This window comes from Sorangium sp. So ce836, assembly GCF_028553905.1.
GTDB classification, from domain to species: Bacteria; Myxococcota_A; Polyangia; order Polyangiales; family Polyangiaceae; genus Sorangium; species Sorangium cellulosum_D.
On the sequence record NZ_CP102233.1, the window covers coordinates 5,375,292 to 5,393,008 of the forward strand.

General features: G+C 72.3%; 15 protein-coding genes. 10 read left to right on the forward strand and 5 right to left on the reverse strand.

From position 1 onward, the window contains the following. Positions 1–497 precede the first annotated feature (497 nt). Positions 498–1,487 carry a hypothetical protein gene (locus NQZ70_RS19555; RefSeq protein ID WP_129575563.1) on the forward strand — a complete coding sequence of 330 codons (990 nt, stop codon included), beginning with the start codon at positions 498–500 and terminating at the stop codon, positions 1,485–1,487. Between the two features lie 42 nt (positions 1,488–1,529). Here the strand turns inward: NQZ70_RS19555 and NQZ70_RS19560 are convergent, their stop codons facing one another. After that, positions 1,530–2,414, reverse strand: a complete 885-nt coding sequence (locus NQZ70_RS19560) for a hypothetical protein (RefSeq protein WP_129575564.1) — start codon at positions 2,412–2,414, stop codon at positions 1,530–1,532. A gap of 75 nt (positions 2,415–2,489) precedes the next feature. Further along, positions 2,490–2,873 carry a fluoride efflux transporter CrcB gene (crcB, locus tag NQZ70_RS19565; protein ID WP_129575565.1) on the reverse strand — a complete coding sequence of 128 codons (384 nt, stop codon included), beginning with the start codon at positions 2,871–2,873 and terminating at the stop codon, positions 2,490–2,492. Between the two features lie 88 nt (positions 2,874–2,961). Between crcB and NQZ70_RS19570 the strand changes: the two genes are divergently transcribed. Beyond that, positions 2,962–4,536 carry an AAA family ATPase gene (locus NQZ70_RS19570; protein ID WP_129575566.1) on the forward strand — a complete coding sequence of 525 codons (1,575 nt, stop codon included), beginning with the start codon at positions 2,962–2,964 and terminating at the stop codon, positions 4,534–4,536. 39 nt (positions 4,537–4,575) lie between these two features. Here the strand turns inward: NQZ70_RS19570 and NQZ70_RS19575 are convergent, their stop codons facing one another. Beyond that, on the reverse strand, positions 4,576–5,496 hold the full coding sequence (locus NQZ70_RS19575; RefSeq protein WP_237245444.1) for an ABC transporter ATP-binding protein: 921 nt from the start codon (positions 5,494–5,496) through the stop codon (positions 4,576–4,578). 111 nt (positions 5,497–5,607) lie between these two features. Here NQZ70_RS19575 and NQZ70_RS19580 point away from each other — a divergent pair, with 111 nt between their 5' ends. From NQZ70_RS19580 to NQZ70_RS19595, 4 genes are read left to right on the forward strand one after another with little or no spacing between them, the layout of a single operon-like run. Next, a complete protein-coding gene (locus NQZ70_RS19580; protein WP_020735730.1) occupies positions 5,608–5,895 on the forward strand; it encodes a hypothetical protein in 288 nt (95 codons plus the stop codon). Positions 5,896–5,909: 14 nt separating this feature from the next. Continuing rightward, positions 5,910–6,743 (forward strand): protein-glutamate O-methyltransferase CheR, encoded by an 834-nt coding sequence (locus NQZ70_RS19585; protein ID WP_129575567.1) that lies wholly within the window; start codon positions 5,910–5,912, stop codon positions 6,741–6,743. Positions 6,744–6,762: 19 nt separating this feature from the next. Further along, a complete protein-coding gene (gene glnD, locus NQZ70_RS19590; RefSeq protein WP_129575568.1) occupies positions 6,763–9,603 on the forward strand; it encodes a [protein-PII] uridylyltransferase in 2,841 nt (946 codons plus the stop codon). Continuing rightward, positions 9,600–10,667: a lipopolysaccharide assembly protein LapB gene (locus NQZ70_RS19595; protein WP_129575569.1), complete on the forward strand. Its 1,068-nt coding sequence runs from the start codon at positions 9,600–9,602 to the stop codon at positions 10,665–10,667. The genes glnD and NQZ70_RS19595 overlap by 4 nt, the downstream gene beginning before the upstream one ends. A gap of 59 nt (positions 10,668–10,726) precedes the next feature. On the opposite strand, the gene NQZ70_RS19600 is transcribed toward NQZ70_RS19595, so the two are convergent. Both NQZ70_RS19600 and NQZ70_RS19605 read right to left on the reverse strand, forming a co-directional pair. Beyond that, complete coding sequence (locus NQZ70_RS19600) at positions 10,727–11,635, reverse strand: ParB/RepB/Spo0J family partition protein (RefSeq protein ID WP_129575570.1); 909 nt, start codon at positions 11,633–11,635, stop codon at positions 10,727–10,729. Further along, positions 11,632–12,558, reverse strand: coding sequence for a ParA family protein (locus NQZ70_RS19605; RefSeq protein WP_129575571.1), 927 nt, complete (start codon positions 12,556–12,558; stop codon positions 11,632–11,634). The genes NQZ70_RS19600 and NQZ70_RS19605 overlap by 4 nt, the downstream gene beginning before the upstream one ends. Positions 12,559–13,149: 591 nt before the next feature. Between NQZ70_RS19605 and NQZ70_RS19610 the strand changes: the two genes are divergently transcribed. The 4 genes from NQZ70_RS19610 to clpX all read left to right on the forward strand — a co-directional run bounded on the left by NQZ70_RS19610 (position 13,150) and on the right by clpX (position 17,583). Continuing rightward, the gene (locus NQZ70_RS19610) at positions 13,150–13,311 is read left to right on the forward strand and encodes a transcriptional regulator (RefSeq protein ID WP_129575572.1); all 162 of its coding nucleotides are present in this window, start codon (positions 13,150–13,152) and stop codon (positions 13,309–13,311) included. A 262-nt stretch (positions 13,312–13,573) separates the two neighbouring features. Continuing rightward, on the forward strand, positions 13,574–14,842 hold the full coding sequence (gene tig, locus NQZ70_RS19615) for a trigger factor (RefSeq protein ID WP_129575573.1): 1,269 nt from the start codon (positions 13,574–13,576) through the stop codon (positions 14,840–14,842). Between the two features lie 321 nt (positions 14,843–15,163). Further along, entirely contained in the window at positions 15,164–15,808 is a 645-nt protein-coding gene (locus NQZ70_RS19620; RefSeq protein ID WP_012235778.1) for an ATP-dependent Clp protease proteolytic subunit, read from the forward strand. A 518-nt stretch (positions 15,809–16,326) separates the two neighbouring features. Then, on the forward strand, positions 16,327–17,583 hold the full coding sequence (gene clpX / locus NQZ70_RS19625; RefSeq protein WP_129575574.1) for an ATP-dependent Clp protease ATP-binding subunit ClpX: 1,257 nt from the start codon (positions 16,327–16,329) through the stop codon (positions 17,581–17,583). Positions 17,584–17,717 lie beyond the last annotated feature (134 nt).

Sequence of the window (17,717 nt, forward strand, 5' to 3'; positions counted from 1 at the left end):
TTGCCGGCTGGAGATCAGGAGTATAACGCGGCGCGTTGTGTGCTCGTTCCCGGTGCGTCGTACGCACGTTTCCGCGCGACGAGCGCTCGTTCTCGGCGCGTCGTGCGCGTGTTCTGGGGCGTCGTGCGCGTCCCCGAGGTCTCTGTCGCGCGGTGGCGACAGGCTTCTCGCGCGCCTCTCCCGCGTCGTGCGCTCGTTCGATCCGCCTGTGCGCGCATCTCGCCGCGCCGCGCGCGCGCCTCGGCCCCGGTGGTGCGCTGGCCTGACCTGGCTTGCGCGCGGCTGCCTGCCGCTCTCGCGCCCGCCGCCCGCCGCCGCGGTTCCGTCCACCCGGCCTCGCGCGCCCCGTGCCCCGCCATGCGCGCCGCCATCGCCGCCCTCGTGTCGCCACGCCGGCGCGGTGTCCCCCCGGTCCGCCAGGATCGCCGCGACGTGATCTTGCCCCGTGGACGTGCCGGCTTCCCCTTCCTTGACGCTCCCTCGTAGCTTTTCCTCCCATGGCCACTTCCAAGACCAAGAAGCCCGCGCCGGCGACCTCGCCGGCCGAGGCACCAGTCGTTTCATCCACCACCATCACCCTCGACGCCCTCGCGCGGGAGCTCGGCCCCGCGGACGGCGCGTTCGCCGCGCGGACTTACGCGGGCATCCCCGAGGAGGACCTCGTCGCGGAGGGCACGCGCATCGACTCGCAGAGCCTCATCGATGACGCCCCGCATTTCGTCGCCTCCGCGCGGCGGATCCTGGGCTCGCTCTCCGGATCGCGGCGCGCCAAGGTGCGCATGCCGGACGCGCTCTTGCCGCTGCTCGTCGCCGAGGCGGGCCGGCTCCAGGCGATGAAGCGGGCGCACGACGCGGAGGCGACCGAGGCGGCCGGCGCGCGGGCCGCGCTCGAGGTGCAGGGGCGGAGCGCGATGCGCGACGGCATCGGCGAGCGCGATCTCTGCTACGACGGCCTGCGCAACGCGCTCGGCGCTCGCCGCATGGCGCGGGTCGACGCCGTGGTGGGGCGCGCGGATTCCCCCGAGAGCCTCGCCAAGGGCCTGGAGGCGCTCGCGAGCTTCATCGAGGAGACCCGGCGGGCCGATCCGGCGCAGGACGCGCAGCTCCTCGAGGACTACGGGGTCGGCGCCGACTGCGCGGCCTCGCTCCGGGCCACGGCGCAGCGGGTACGCGGGATCGCCAGCGTCCAGGTCGCCGCCGGGCGCCGGGTGACGCAGCGGGCGCTCGATCTGCAGGACGGGAGGGTCGCGGTCGTGATCGAGAAGATCCTCCGCGCCTTCAGGGCGGCGCGCCGGGTCGATGGAACCATCCTGGTCCCCGAGCTGAACAAGGCCGCCTGGATGTTCGAGGCCCGCTCCGGCAGCGCTGGCAAGAAGGCTCCGCCCCCGGGACAGAAGCCCCCGCCCGGCGGAAGCGGAGGTGGAGCGCAGGGCGACGCGCCCCCGGCGCAGGAAGAAGCGACGCCCATCCTCGGCGCCGACGGCTGATCCTCGTCCCCTGGACCAGGAGCGCCGTGCGCCGCGCCCGGCTCAGCTGGGCTCGTCGAGCACTTCGGCCAGCGACGGGGCGGCGGCAGCCCGCTCGAGCCAGCGCTCCAGGACCTCCGGATCCTTCTGGGCCAGGATGCGCTCGCGCGCGGCGTCCGGCACGTCGATGCCGCGGACCCGGAGCACGGTGAGCACGCTGCGCGCCGTCGCCTCGACGCGGCCCTCGTCGCGGCCCTCGTCGCGGCCCAGCGCGATGTACTTCCTGGCGAAATCGCTCTGGTACTCGTAGCCTTTCATCATTGCCTCCAGCTCCCGGCGAGCCGCCTCGTTGAGGGAGATGACCACGAGATCGTAGTAGAACCTGGCCCGCTCGTCATCGAGCCCGCGGATGACGGGCAGCGCGGCGCCGGCGATGGCCGCTCCTCGATCGGTGGCGCCGTGGGCCATGGCCGAGAGCACCGCGAGCTCGGGCCGGCGGGCCGCCTCGGCGACGTCCGTCACGACGGGGACGTCCTCGCTGCGCAGCACGGGTGGACGCAGGACGAAGCCGGGCACGCCGAGCTCGATCGGCTCCGCGCACCACGCGGCGACCGCGGGGTCGGGCGCGACGACGAGCAAGTGGGCCGGGCAGCGGTGCTGGTCCCGCGCGACCGCGAGGTAGGCGGGCCACGTGAACCGTTTGTCGTCGTCGCGCCTGAGCTGCGCCTCGACGACGATCACGCGCGCGGGCGCCTCTCCTGCGTGGAGGACAATCACCAGATCCGCGCGGTACTCCGCGGGCTGCGTCTGGTTCAGCGCGACCGAGGCGACGCGGGCTTCCGAGTAGACCGGCAGCGCGACGCCGAGCGCCTCGGCCAGCAGCTCGGCGGCGAGGGAGGGGCGATTCTTGAAGAGATCCGCGAGGCTCTCGTGGCGCACGGACACCATGGCGGCGACGCTCGCACGCCGGCGTTCGTGTGACCAGCCCGGCCAAGCCGCACGCTACCGCCCGCCACCACCGCCCTAGCTCGCGACGAGCCGCCTCGCGACGACCATCCCGAGGACGCCGGCGAGCAGGCAGCCGAACAGCGTGATCGCGATGTTGACGAGCCCCGCCGCCAGCGACTTGTAGTGGATGAGCCTGAGCGTCTCGTTGTTGAAGCTCGAGTACGTGGTGAAGCCGCCCATGACGCCGGTGCTCAGGCCCAGCCGGAGCGTCGGCGACAGGAGCGCCGTCGTCGCGGCGACCTCGCCGATGGCGCCGAGCAAGAACGACCCGAGCACGTTGACGGCGAGCGTTCCGTACGGGAAACCGGCGCCGAAGCGCTCCTCGCACCACATCGACAGCGCGTAGCGGGCCAGCGTTCCCGCCGCGCCGCCGAGCCCGATCCAAAACCACCGCTCCATTCGCTTCACTTTATCGCGCTCGTCGCGCCCGTCGCGCTCGTCGGCTGCTCCCTTGCTTCTTCCCGGCCGCCGGCCCAAGGCTCGCCGGGTGAAGCGCCGCTTCAACACGACCGGCCCCTGCCGCCCCGATCTGCACTACATGATCCCGGCCGAAAGCCGGCTGCCGGAGGTCCCCGGCCTCGTCGAGCAGCTGGGCTACTTCGTCGTCCACGCCCCCCGGCAGACCGGCAAGACCACCGCCCTGCGCGCCGTCGCCGAGCGGCTCACCGCCTCGGGCCGCCACGCCGCCGTCCTCTTCTCCTGCGAGGAGGGCAGCGCCGCGGGCGACGACTACGGCTCCGCCCAGCGCGCCGTCCTGCGCGAGCTCGCGCGCGCGGCCGAGATCGCGCTGCCGCCCGAGCTCCAGCCGCCGCCGTTCTCGCTCGAGGGCGACGAGGGCCTCCTCTCCGCGGCGCTCACCGCCTGGGCGCGCGCCTGCCCGCGCCCGCTCGCCCTCATCTTCGACGAGATCGACTCCCTGCGCGGCCAGGGCCTCCTCAGCATCCTGCGCCAGCTCCGCGCCGGCTTCCCCAGCCGTCCCGACCACTTCCCCGCCTCGGTCATCCTCTGCGGGCTGCGCGACGTCCGCGACTACAAGGTCGCGAGCGGCGGCGATCCCGAGCGCCTCGGCACCGCGAGCCCGTTCAACATCAAGCTCGAGTCCTTACGGCTCGGAGACTTCTCCGAGGAAGAGGTCCGCGCGCTCTATGCCCAGCACACCGAAGACACCGGCCAGGTCTTCCTCGATGCGGCGCTCGCCCGGGCCTTCGAGCTCACCGCCGGCCAGCCCTGGCTTGTCAACGCGCTCGGCCGCGAGATCGTCGAGAAGCTGGCCGTCCCGCCCGGCGAGGCCATCACGCGGGCGCACGTCGAGCGGGCGAAGGAGCGCCTCATCCTCGCGCGCGCCACCCACCTCGACTCGCTCGTCAGCAAGCTCGCCGAGCCGCGCGTCCGCCGCGTGCTCGAGCCCATGCTGGCGGGAACGTACGAGGGCGGCGGCGACACCTACGACGACGACGCCTCCTACGTCCGCGATCTCGGCCTCGCGGCCCAGGGCAAGCCGCTGCGCGTGGCGAACCCGATCTACCGCGAGGTGATCGCCCGGGTCCTCTCGTCGTCGGCCGAGGAGCGGATCGACGCCCCGCCCGAGCGCTTCCTCCTGCCCGACGGCCGCCTCGCCTTCCGGCGCCTGCTCCGCGCGTTCGCCGCGTTCTGGCACGAGCACGGCGAGGTGCTCGCCTCCGGGATGCCGTACCCCGAGGTCGCCCCCCAGCTCGTCCTCATGGCTTTCCTCCAGCGCGCGGTAAATGGCGGCGGCTTCATCGATCGCGAGTACGGCGTCGGCCGCGGGCGCATCGATCTGCTCGTGCGCTTCCCCTACCGCAAGTCCGACGGATCCCGGGCCGTCCAGCGGCGCGCGCTCGAGCTCAAGGTGTGGCGCAAGGGACAGAAGGACCCGCTCCGCGAGGGCCTCGCCCAGCTCGACGAGTACCTCGCGCGCCTGCGGCTAAGGCGCGGGACACTCGTCATCTTCGACGCCCGCGGGCGGCTCGCCCGGAGCGCGCCCCGCTTCGGCGAGGCCACGACGCCCCGCGGCCGCCGCGCCGCGGTGCTCCGCCTGTAGCGGCGCCGCAGCGGGCAGCGCCCCGCGCGCCGCAGCGACCTACTCCGCCGCCTTCCGGAACTCGATCACCTGGCCGCCCTCGCTGCTGCCGTCCGCGAGCGCCGGCCGGTTCACCCGCGACACCTTGTCCGGCGCCACCCCCGCCGCCGCGATGAACTGGCGCGCCTGCTCGTTGTCGCCCGACGCCAGCTCGTCCGGCGTCCCCGACGCGACCACCCGCCCCTGGATCACGAGGAACGCCTGGTGCGCGATGCGGAACGTGCTCGCCATGTCGTGCGAGATCACCACGCTCGTCACCTTGAAGCGCGCCCGCGTCTCCTCGATCAGATCGTCGACCATCCGGCTCGTCAGCGGATCGAGCCCGCTCGTCGGCTCGTCGTAGATGAGGATCTCGGGCTCGAGCATCAGCGCGCGCGCCAGGCCCACGCGCTTGCGCTGCCCGCCGGACAGCTCCGACGGCATCCGGTCCTCCTTGTTCTCCAGGCCGAGCGAGTTCAGCATCCCCACGACCTTGTCGCGGATGTCCCGCTTCGACATGTGCTTCCGGTGCTCGCGCAGCGGGAACGCCACGTTGTCGAAGATCGTGAGCGAGTCGAGCAGCGCCGCGTACTGGAACACCATCCCGAACCGCTGGCGCATCCGGTTCATGTCGTAGTCGCCGAGCGCGCCCATATCGACGCCGTCGACCCAGATGTGCCCGGTGGTCGGCCGCTCCAGGCCGATGAGCAGCCGCAGCAGCGTGGTCTTGCCCGCGCCGGACCCGCCGATGATCACCGCGGTCTCGGTCCGCCTGAGGTGCATGGTGATGCCGTGCAGCACCTTCGTCGGCCCGAACGACTTCTTGATGTCGTCGACGAAGAGATGGTCCCCAGCCTCCCACCCCGGCGGCATCGCGCCCCCCGGCTGCGCCCCGGAGGCGGCCCCGTCCTTCGGGGGCTGGCTGGGAGCCCTTCTCCACATCGGCGCACTACGGTACCACGGACGAGGTCCCGTACGACCCCGATCGCCTTGCAATCCAGTAAGGGACAGCACGCGCTTGACGCGGCAGGGCGCGGGGCGGAAACGTTGCTCATGACCGACGACATCCTCAAAGCAGCCCTCGACACGGCCGAGGCCAAGACCGACAAGGATGGCTGGGCCGAGCTCCCGGAAGGGCGCGTGCTCACGCTCTACGCCGCCCACGAGGGCGTGTCGCTCCCGGTGACGAAGATCGACGCGGTCCTCAGCGTGGGCGGGCTCCTCAAGGCGCGCAGCACCAAGGGCGAGACGTTCGTGCTCGCGCTGAAGGACGTGTTCGCCATCGCCCTCGACGGCGGCGGCAAGGGAGCCCAGGCCAGGAAGGCCGGCTTCCTCGGCTGACCGCGGCGCCCCCGATGGCCAGATCGCCGAGAGCGGGAGGAGGTCCTGCGGGGCGCTCCGCCGAGCGGGCCGTCGACCTCGCGCTCGCCGAGCTCGAGCGCAGGTTCGGCCTGGGCCGCAGCCTCGCCGCCCCGGGGTGGGTCCGCGAGCGGGTCCTCGCCGTGCTGAGCGGCGTGGCCGCGCGCCACGGCGTGTCCCCGTTCGCGGCCGCCGAGCGCCTGCACGAGGACAGGGAGGCCGTCGAGGGCATCGTCAGCGCGCTCCGCGTCGGCGAGACGCGGTTCTACCGCGATCCGATCATCTGGGAGGCCATCGCCACCGCGGTGCTGCCGAAGATCCCGCCCGACGTCCCCATCGCCGGCCTCTCGGCCGGCTGCAGCACCGGCGAGGAGGCCTATACCCTCGGGATGGTCCTCGCCAGCGCCGGCCGCCGCTTCAGCGTGCTCGGGGTCGACCGCGCCGCCCCGGCCATCGACGCGGCCCGCGAGGCCGCCTACTCCGCCGAGGCCGCCGACCAGCTCCCGCCGGCCTTGCTCCAGCGCTACTGTGAGCAGAAGGGCGGCGCGCTCCACGTCTGCCAGAAGCTCCGTGAGGTCGTCTCCTTCGAGGTCTGCGATCTGGTCCACGCCGTGCCGAGCGGCGGCTTCCAGATCATCTTCTTCAAGAACGTCCTCCTGTACCTCGCGGAGCCCGCGGGCGACGCGGTCGCCCGCCGCCTCGCCGCCGAGCTCGGCCCCGGCGGGCTCCTCTTCTCGGCCGCGAGCGAGGCGCCGCGCCTCTGCGGCGCCGGCCTCACCCCCGTCCGGGTGAACGCCCACGTCACCGCCTTCCGCGCCCCGGGCGCCTGAGAAAGCGACAGTCCACCGCATGAGCGTCGATCTCTCCCCCACGTCCAGGCCCAGCGGGCTCGCCGAGCTCCGCGCCGCCTACGCGCGCGAGCGCGCCGGGCTCGACCGCACCGTGCCGAGCGGCGCCACCCCGGCCGCGGATCCCTCCGCGCTCGGGGTCGCCCTCGGCCGCCGCCACGCGCGCCTGCTCGACGATCTCCTGACGCGCCTCTTCCACCTCTTGCGCGAGGCCGGCTCCCCGAGCCGCGCCGCGTGGGACGCGGTCGCAATCGCCGGGGTCGGCGGATACGGCCGCGGCGCCGTCGCGCTGCGGAGCGACCTCGACGTGCGCATCCTCGCCCGCGACGCCCAGCGCGCCAGCGCCATCGCGGACGCGCTGCTCTACCCGCTCTGGGACATGGGGGTCACCGTGGGGCACCAGGTCGTCACCATCGACGACCTCGTCGAGAGCGCGCGCGAGGACCTGCCCACCGCGACCAGCCTGCTCGACTGGCGGCACGTCGTCGGCGACGCGTCGCTGTCCGAGTCGCTGTGGCAGCGCGCCGCCGCGGGCCTGTTCGCGCACTCGGAGCTGCCCCGCTTCATCGAGCGGCTCGGCAAGGAGATCGCGCAGCGCCACGAGCGCTTCGGCGGCTCGGTCTACCTCCTGGAGCCGGACGTGAAGAACGGCGCCGGCGGGCTGCGCGACCTCGACGTCGCCCGCTGGGCGGCCAAGGCGCGCTACGGCGTCGGCGAGTTCTCCGCGCTGGTCCGCTTCGGCGCGCTCGTCGCCCGAGAGGCGGAGGAGATCCAGAGCGCCGCCGAGATGCTCTGGCGCATCCGCAACCTCCTCCACGCGCACTCCGGCCGGCGGACCGACCGGCTGACGTTCGACGAGCAGGAGCTCGTCGCCGGCGTGCTCGGCTACAACGAGGCGGCCGAGGCCGCCCGGAAGGCCGCGCCGCCGCCCGACGAGCCGTCGATCTCGCCCGAGGCGATCGAGCGGATGATGAGCGACTACTACCGGAGCGCCCGGACGATCTCGCGCGCCCTCGACATGATCGTCTCGCGCGCCACGCCGACGCTCACGCGGCGCCGCCGCCGCGACGAGGACCTCGGCGGCGGCATCCGCCTGTTCGACGGCTGCGTCACGATGAGCGATCCGGATCTGCTCCGGACCGATCCGCCGATCGCGCTGCGGCTGGTCGCCGAGGCCGTCGAGCGCGGCGTCCCGCTCCTGCCCTACGCGCGCGGGGCGATCGTCCGCGCCGCCGGCGACGCGGCGTTCTGCGCGGCGCTCCGCGAGAGCCCCGAGGCGGCCGCGCTGTTCCGGACCCTCGTGGCCACGTGCAAGGAGACGGCGCTCCAGAGCGGCTCGGTCGTCCGCGAGCTGCACGACCTCGGCCTCCTGCTCGCGATGATCCCCGAGTTTTCGCCGGTCGTCGGGCGCGTCCACCACGACGTCTACCACGTGTACACGGTCGACGTGCACTCGGTCGCCGCGGTCGACCGGCTGGCGGCGCTCGTGCGCGGCGAGCTCGCGGGCGAGTTCGGGCTCGCGTGCCGGCTCGCCGCCGAGGCGACGCGGCCGACGATGCTGTTCTTCGCCACGCTCCTGCACGACGTGGGCAAGGCGATCGGGGGCAAGGACCACAGCCGGCGCGGCGCCGAGATGGCGCGCGCGATCCTGGAGCGGCTCGGCTTCCCGCCGGAGGACATCGACGAGGCGTGCCACCTCGTGCTGAAGCACCTCGTGATGTACCTCATCGCGACCCGGCGCGACCTCGACGACCCCGCCACCATCTCGGAGTTCTGCCAGGAGGTGCACGGCCGCGAGGGGCTGCGCGATCTCTACCTGCTCACGGTCGCCGACATCTCGACCACGAGCCCCACGTCGATGACGTCGTGGAAGGCGCGGATGCTCGACGAGCTCTACCTGTCGGCGGACGCGGCCCTGCGCGGCGCGCGGGGGGAGAGCGGGCCGCTCGGGATCGACGATCAGCGCATGGCGCGCGCGATCAGCGGCACGGTGGGCGCCCTGGAGGATCTCCCGGCGGCGGACGAGGCGGAGCGGCGCGCGCAGCGCGAGTTCCTGGCGCGCTACCTCGCGTCGATGCCCGAGCGCTACCTCCTCGCGAACAGCCCGGCCGCGATCGCGGCGCACGCCGAGCTCGCCCGGCAGCAGGAGTCGAGCGGGAACAGCGTCTCGGTCGCGCTGGTGCCGTCGCGCCACCCGGAGGCCGCGGAGGTGTGCGTGGTCGCGCCGGATCGCCCCGGCCTGCTGGCGGCGATCACGGCGGCGTTCGCCTCCTCGCGCCTCGAGGTGCACGCCGCGCAGATCCACTCGCGCGCGTGCGACGACGACGCCGGCGCGCTCCGCGCGAGGATCGGGTCGTCGCCGCCCGCGGGCGTGCGCCTGCAGGCGGTCGACCTGTTCTGGGTGCGCGACCGCGGCGAGGGGGTAGGGGGGGTGGCCCGCGCCATCCCGAAGCTCGTGGCCGACATCCAGGCGGTGCTCTCGGGCCAGATCCCCGGCGCCGAGGTCGCCAAGAAGCGCCGCGGCGGCGGCCTGCGCGAGCGCCCGACGCCGAAGGTCAAGACGCAGATCTCCATCGACGATCGCGCGTCGCACCACACGGTGATCGAGGTCCTCACGCGCGATCGTCCGGGCCTATTGTTCGCGATCTCGGACGCGCTCTACCAGCTCGGCCTGTCGATCTCGGTCGCCAAGATCAACACGGAGGGGACGCGCGTGGCCGACGTGTTCTATGTGAGCGAGGCGGACGGGACGAAGATCGCGAACGGCAAGCGGATGCAAGAGGTCGAGGAGCGGCTGCACGCGGTGCTCCAGGGCCTGGACGGCGAAGGGAGTGTCGGATGAACAAGGGGTGGTTTTCGCGCGCGGCGCGGGCGGCGGCCGCCGCGCGCCGGGGCGTGGCGGGGGTGGCGGTCGCGGCGATCGCGGCGTGCGCTGCGGCGTGTGGTGGAGCGCAGGACGGCCCGCGCGAGCCGCTCGGGGATCCGCTGCTCGCCGATCCGCCGGACGGCAGCGACGCGGCGACCTCGAAGGGGACGTCGACGAGCGCGCTCGATCGGGGCGTGGCCTACATCAAGAACGAGCGGTACGAGGAGGCGAAGCCGCACCTCCTCCGGGCGATCGAGCACGAGCCGGGCAACGCCGAGGCGCACTACTACCTCGGGCTCGCGCACGAGAAGACGAACGACCGCGCCGGCGCCGAGGCGTCGTACAAGAAGGCGCTCGAGCGCGATCCCAAGCTGGAGGCCGCGGCGCTCAACCTGGCGGCGCTCTACCTGGACGAGCCGCCGCGGCCGGACGAGGCGATCGCGGTGCTCGCGAAGGCGATCGAGCAGGCGCCGGGCCGCGCCGCGCTCCACCAGAACCTGGGCTACGCGTACGGCCTGAAGCGCGACGTCGCGAACGCGAGCAAGCACTACGAGGCGGCGCTCAAGGCCGAGGACTCGGCCGCGACGCGCTTCGCCTACGGCGCGATGCTGTTCGAGGCCAAGGAGCTCGACCGGGCCGCGGCGGAGCTGAAGAAGGCGCTCGCCGCGACCGGCGACGACGTGGCGACGATCGCGACCATCGGGCGGATGCTCGGGCCGGCGAAGGCGTACGCCGACTGCGTGGCGGCCTTCGACCGCGCCATCAAGCTGAAGCCGGAGGCGGAGTTCCACGTGCGCCGCGGGACGTGCCGCCACGAGCTCGGCGACGAGCAGGGGGCGCGCGCGGACTACCAGGCCGCGATCAAGGTGGACCCGAAGTTCGCGGCCGCGCACTACTACCTCGGCCTGTCGTTCCTGGCCGAGCGCAAGCCGCAGAGCGCGCTCGCGGCGCTCACCGAGGCCGGCAAGCACGGCGGCGACACCGAGATCGGCAAGCGCGCCCGCGCCAAGGTGAAGGAGCTCAGCGCCCGGCTCAAGTAGCGCGGTCGCGGCGCGAGCCCGCCCGCCGGCCGGGGCGGCGGGCGCGCGCCCGCGGCGGGTCACGCGCCGAGCAGCGCGATGATCCTGTCGAGCTCGTCCAGCGAGCCGTACGTGATGCCGAGCTCGCCGCGGCCGCCCTCGTCGCGCACCTCGACGCGGGTCCCGAGCCGCCGCATGAGGCGCGCCTCCAGGTCCTTGATCGCAGGCGACTTCCCCGCGCGCTTCTTCTCGCCGGGATCCTCGCCGTCCCCGGCGGCGCGGCTCTCCTTCTCCTTCGCCGCCTTGATCAGCGCCTCGACCTTGCGGACGGGGAGCTTGCCGTGGACGGTCCGCTCGGCGACGTCGGCCATCACCTTGTCGCTCGGCGCCCCGAGCAGCGCGCGCGCGTGGCCCTCGCTGAGCTCGCGCGAGATCACCATGGTGCGGATGCGCGGCGGCAGCCGGAGGAGCCGGAGCGAGTTGACGATCGTCGTGCGGTCCTTGCCGACCCGCTCCGCCAGCGTCTGGTGCGTGTAGCTGTGCTCGCGCAGGAGCCGGTCGAACGCCTCGGCGATCTCGATCGGGTTGAGGTCGGCCCGCTGCACGTTCTCGACGAGGGCCAGCTCGAACGCCTCCTTGGGGGAGACGTCCTTGACGACGACGAGCACCTCCCGGAGCCCCGCGCGCTGCGCCGCGCGCCACCGCCGCTCGCCGGCGATGAGCTCGAAGCTGTCGTTCCCGGCCTGCGTCCTGCGCACGATGAGCGGCTCGATGAGCCCGTGCTCGCGGATGCTCCCGGTGAGCTCCTCCAGCTCGGCCTCGTCGAAGTGCTGCCGCGGCTGCCCCTTCTGCGGCACGATCTTCTCGATCGCGCACACGAACACGCTGCGCCCTTCGGCCGTCGTCGCTGTCGCCGGCGGCGCCGCCGGGAGCAGGGCGTCGAGCCCCCGTCCGAGCGCGCGCCGCGCCCCTTTCTGATCGGCATTCATGATCTCGGTCGTGCGTCCCTCGCGCGCGCTCCGGTGGTGGTCGGCGGCTCGGCCTGCGGCTCCCCCTCGGCGTCCCCGCGCTGCCTCTTCTTCGGATCGGCCGCGGCGGCGGGCGGGCCGTCCATGATCTCGCGCGCGAGGCTCAGGTAGCCCTGCGCCCCCTTCGACTGCGCGTCGTAGAGCAGCGCCGGCTTGCCGTGCGACGGCGCCTCGCTGAGCTTCACGTTGCGCGGGATGATCGCGTCGAACACGCGGAAGTGCGCCTTCACCTCGTCGGCCACCTGGTGGGTGAGCGAGTTGCGCCCGTCGAACATCGTGAGGACGACGCCCTCGACCGTGAGCTCCGGGTTGAAGGCGTTGCGCACCCGGTCGATCGTCGCCATGAGGTGCGTCAGCCCCTCGAGCGCGTAGTACTCGCACTGGAGCGGCACGAGCACCCGGTGCGCCGCGGTGAGCGCGTTCAGCGTGAGCAGCCCGAGCGACGGCGGGCAGTCGAGGACGACGAACGCGTACCCGTCGAGGTGCGGGCGCAGCGCCTGGCGCAGCCGCGTCGCGCGGTCGTCCGCGTCGACCAGCTCGAGCTCCGCCGCCACGAGATCCTGCGTCGCGGGCACCACGTCGAGCAGCGGCACCTCGGTCGCGACGGTCGCCTCCTTCAGCGCCGCCCGCCCGATCAGGACGTCGTAGAGCGACAGCTCGAAGCTCCCCCGCCGCACCCCGACGCCGCTCGACGCGTTCCCCTGCGGATCGCAGTCGACGAGCAGGGTCCGGCACTCCGCCGCGGCGAAGCTCGCGGCCAGGTTGACCGAGGTCGTGGTCTTGCCGACGCCCCCCTTCTGGTTGGCGACGGCGAAGACGACAGGCGAAGGCTTGGAGGCGGAGCCGGTATTGCCGGGCGCGCCCCCCTGGTTGGGCGATGGCATCGTGCTGTGTCGCGTCCGACCCGGCTGCTTACACGACCCCCATCGGCACGTCGAGAGATGCAGGCGTCCCCGCCGCTCTTCGACGCTCGATTCACGCCGGGTTCACGTCCGTTCACGTCCGTTCACGTCCGTTCACGTCCGTTCACGTCCGGTTTACGCCCCCATCTACCGTTCGCTCGCCGGATTGTTGGCCTGAACGGCGGGGGCATCTACAGTGACCCACATGTCGCTTGATGTGGGTGTAGGTGAGCGAACGACGGGGCCGCTGGCCCGCGGGCGAGCCTCGGGGCGGAGCCGCTGCTTCGGCCTCAACGGGGCGCTGTTGCCCTGCGGCGACGCCGGCCCGGTCGATCGGGTCCTCGCCCGCGCGTTCTGGTGCGACGGGCGCGAGCCTGCGTTGCTCGCGCCTGCGCAGGTCCTCGTGCTTTCGCCTTCGCTTCAACGCAGGTCGACGCTCGGTTCGCGCCGCCGTCCGCCCTCGACGCGCGTCGAGGGCCGGCGCTGACCGTCCAGGATCTCACGGACGTGGTGCCCAGCTTCGCCGAGCAGACCGACGCCCTGACGTCGCCTCGGCACATGTGAGGAGGACAGATGCCGCTTCCCAAATCGTATCAGAACTTTGCAGAGTTCGAGCGGGAGATTCTCCGCCCGAACCGCGTGGGCTTCTCGCTCGAGGACATCGTCGAGGAGACGTCGTTCGACGCCGAGCTCGACTTCGAGAAGGACCCCTTCGACGTCTCGGACGACGACTGAGCGCGGGCCGCGCGGCGCGGGCCAGCCTCGCAGGCCTCGCGCTCGCGCCGGTGCGGACGCTGCTGCGCAAGCGCGCCGCAGCGGCGTCCGCACCGGCGCGAGCCTCTCGCTCCGCATCAGCTTGCACGATCCCTCCCGGGATCCCCGAGCCCCGGCGGCCGCCTCTCCGCCGGGGCTCCTTTTTTTTAAAGCAGCGTCCTTTCGGCCGTCTTGACCCCCCCGGCGACGCGTGGCACGAGTGCCGCCCTTCGAAAAAAACGCCATGCAAGTCAACGTCGAAAAGCTTTCTCCCGTGCTGATGGAGTTTCAGGTGGAGGTCCCCGCGGACCGGGTCCGGAGCGAGGTCGACAAGGCCTATACGATGCTCCAGCGGACGGCCCGGGTCCGGGGCTACCGGCCTGGCAAGGCGCCGCGCCAGGTGCTCGCGCACCTCTACGGCGGCCGCATCCACGCCGATGTCGCCCAGCGGCTCGTCGACGCCACGCTGAACCAGGCGCTCGCCGACAAGCAGGTGCAGCCCCTGTCCCAGCCGGCGATCGCGCCCGCCGAGCTCCGCCCGGACGACGCGTTCTCCTACAAGGCCCGCTTCGAGGTCCGGCCCGACATCACCGAGGTGAAGTGGGAGGGCTTCGAGGTGAAGCGCCCCTCGACCGCGCCGTCGGACGAGATGATCGACGCCGAGATCACCGCCCTCCGGCGCGAGCACTCGACGCTGCAGGCGCCGGAGCCGGAGCGCCCCGCCGCCAAGGGGGACATGGCGACGATCTCGTTCACCCTGGAGGTCAGCGGCACCCTGCGCGACACGAAGGAGCAGGAGATCGAGACCGAGCTCGGCAGCGGCCAGGTCTTCAAGGAGATCGAGGACGCCCTCCTCGGCATGACGCCCGGCCAGGCGAAGGACGTCCCGGTCACGTTCTCCGAGCAGCACTCGAACGCGGATCTGCGGGGCAAGCAGGCGATCTTCCACATCACGCTGAAGGACCTGCGGGAGCGCATCTTCCCGGAGGTCGACGACGAGTTCGCGAAGGACTGCGGCGAGGAGAGCCTCCCCGCGCTCCGCGAGTCGCTCCGCAAGAAGCTCGAGAAGGAGCTGACGCAGCGGGCGAGCGACGCCGTCGCCGAGCAGCTCGTCGTCGAGCTCTGCAAGGCGAACCCGATCCCGGTCCCGCCGTCGCTCGTCGACCAGCAGGCGCAGCTCGCCGAGCGCGAGCTGCTCGCGACGGCGCGCCGGCAGGGGCAGCGCGTCGATCCGACGCCGGAGTTCCGCGCCCGCGTGCGGCTCGACGCCGAGATGAAGGTGCGCGCGGGCCTGGTCATGGCCGAGATCGCGAAGGCGAAGGAGGTCAAGATCACCGAGGCCGACCTCGAGAAGGGCTACCAGGAGCTCGCCGAGCAGACCGGCAAGAACGTCGCGAAGATCAAGGCGGAGTACCGCGAGCCGCAGAAGCGCGAGCTCTTCGCCGGGATGATCCTCGAGGACAAGATCCTCGACATCATCGAGGCCGCCGCGAAGGTCACCGACGCGGGCTAGCCGCGGCGCCGCGCCGCCGGCTCGTCGCCGGCGGCGCAGTTCGTCCGGGTCGCGCCGCTCCCTCGCACGGGACGCGCGCGGCCCCCTCGTCGAGCCGCAACCCGTACGTGGAGCGCGTCGAGCGCGTCGAGCGCGCGCTGAGCGCAGGTCGAGCGAGCGGCGCGCCAGCGCCCGCTGCGGGCGGCGCGCGTTCCGTGCGCGACCGCAGCGGGCGGCCGATATTTTCCGGTAACCTCGGGCGCGTTCGGTCTTGCGATCGGACGCAGTCTGGCCCAGGAGTAGAACCCCTGCCGCGCGGCAGGAAACCCCCCGGAGCACCGGATGACCCGACGAGTCGAAACCCGCACCCAAGCCATCGAGTTTCTCGAACGCGAGAAGGCCTACATCCTCCCGACGGTCACGGAGGTGACCCACCGCGGCGAGCGGGAGTGGAACATCTTCAGCCGCCTCCTCAAGGACCGCATCGTCTTCATCGGCACGGAGATCGACGACTTCGTCGCGAACGCCGTGATCGCGCAGTTCCTCTTCCTGGAGAGCGAGGATCCCGAGAAGGAGATCCAGGTCTACATCAACAGCCCGGGCGGCGTGGTGACCTCGGGGCTCGCGATGTACGACACGATGCAGTACGTGCGTTGCCCGGTGTCGACGATGTGCATCGGCCAGGCCGCGTCGATGGGCGCCGTGCTGCTCGGCGCGGGCCGCAAGGGGCGGCGCTTCGCGCTGCCGCACGCGAGGATGATGATCCACCAGCCGCTCGGCGGCGCGCGCGGCCAGGCGACGGACATCGAGATCCAGGCGCGCGAGATCAAGAAGATCAAGGAGACGCTGATCGACATCCTCGTCGACGCCACCGGCAAGAACCGGGACGAGCTCGCGAAGGACATCGAGCGCGACTTCTACCTGAGCGCGACGCAGGCCAAGGAGTACGGCCTCATCGACGAGGTCTTCCCGAAGCGGAACAAGTAGGTGCCGGCGCCCCCTCGTCCGGCGGGCGTGCTCTGGCGGAGGGCCGGCGCGGAGCCGCGTCGGGCCGCGGCGTCGCGCCGCGCGCTGCGATGTCGCGCGGCGCAGCCACGTCGCGCGGCGCAGCCACGTCGCGCGGCGCAGCCACGTCGCGCGGCGCCGCAACGTCGCGCCGGGCGCGGCGCGTGCGGCGGCGGAGGCGAGCGCGCCGCGCTTGTCGACCGCGTCGCGCCGCGTTCGCTCGATCCGCTGCTTTTCCCGAGGCGCGCAGCCTCATCGGCGGCGTGCGCCGCGGCGCCATCGGGCGATTCCCTGACTTCGGCCACAGGCTGGAGACCACCCCCGTTAGCTTGCGACGGTACGGGCACCGGACTAGAATCCGAGCGCGGCGTTTGGCTGCGCATCGCTGAAAATCCAGGGGACGGTGGAAGCCGTCCCCGTCCCAGGTTGGAGGGGCCGCCGCGGCGGGACCCCACCTCTCATCGAAGCGGAAGCGTCGGCAGACCGCACTGAGGGTCGAAGTGGAGCGAAGGCGGGACGATCACTCGAATGGCAATTTAAGCTGCTCCTTCTGCGGCAAGTCGCAGAAAGAGGTGAAGAAGCTCATCGCGGGCCCCACGGTGTACATCTGTGATGAGTGCATCGGGCTCTGCAATGACATCATCGCGGAGGAGGTCGAGAAGGACGAGCCGTACGCCGGGTCGACCCCGGTCCCCAAGCCCGCCGACATCAAGGCGACGCTGGATGAGTACGTCGTCGGCCAGAACCGCGCCAAGAAGATCCTCGCCGTCGCGGTGCACAACCACTACAAGCGCATCGACAGCCGGGTCTCCTCGGACGACGTGGAGCTGTCCAAGTCGAACATCCTCCTGCTCGGTCCGACGGGCTCCGGCAAGACGCTCCTCGCGCAGACGCTCGCCAAGATCATCAACGTCCCCTTCGCGATCGCGGACGCGACGACGCTGACCGAGGCCGGCTACGTCGGCGAGGACGTCGAGAACATCATCGTCCAGCTCCTCCAGAACGCGGATCACGACGTCGAGCGCGCGCAGCGCGGCATCGTCTACATCGACGAGATCGACAAGATCAGCCGGAAGAGCGACAACCCGAGCATCACGCGCGACGTCTCCGGCGAGGGCGTGCAGCAGGCGCTGCTCAAGATCATCGAGGGGACGATCGCCAACGTCCCGCCGAAGGGCGGCCGCAAGCACCCGCAGCAGGATTTCCTGCAGGTCGACACGACGAACATCCTGTTCATCTGCGGCGGCGCGTTCGTCGGCCTGGATCAGATCATCCAGCGGCGCATCGGCCAGAACACGCTCGGCTTCGGCGCCGAGATCAAGGCCAAGAAGGACTTCAAGCTGGGCGATCTGCTCAGCGTCGTCCAGCCGGAGGATCTCCTCAAGTTCGGGCTCATCCCGGAGTTCATCGGCCGCCTGCCGATCCTCGCGACCCTGCACGAGCTCAACGAGGAGGCGCTCATCGACATCCTCACGAAGCCGAAGAACAGCCTGGTCAAGCAGTACCAGAAGCTCTTCGAGATGGACGGGGTGAAGCTCAAGTTCACCCGGGGCGCGCTCGTGGCGGTGGCCCGCCAGGCCCTGGAGAGGAACAGCGGCGCCCGCGGCCTGCGCGCGATCCTCGAGTCGGCGATGCTCGACATCATGTACGACGTCCCGTCCCGAACCGGGATCAAGGAGGTCGTCGTCAGCGAGGACGTGATCGTCAAGCACGAGCCGCCGCTCATCGTGTACACGAAGGAGGCGGAGCTCGCGTAGCGCTCGCCCCAGGGGGGCCGCCGTCCAGGGCGCGCGGCGCAGGCCCGCGCCGCGCTGGACGGCGCGCGTGCGGCGCGCCCTTGCCGGGCGCGCCTCCTCCGAGGATGCCGGCGCCGCGCGCGTCCCCCGTGGGG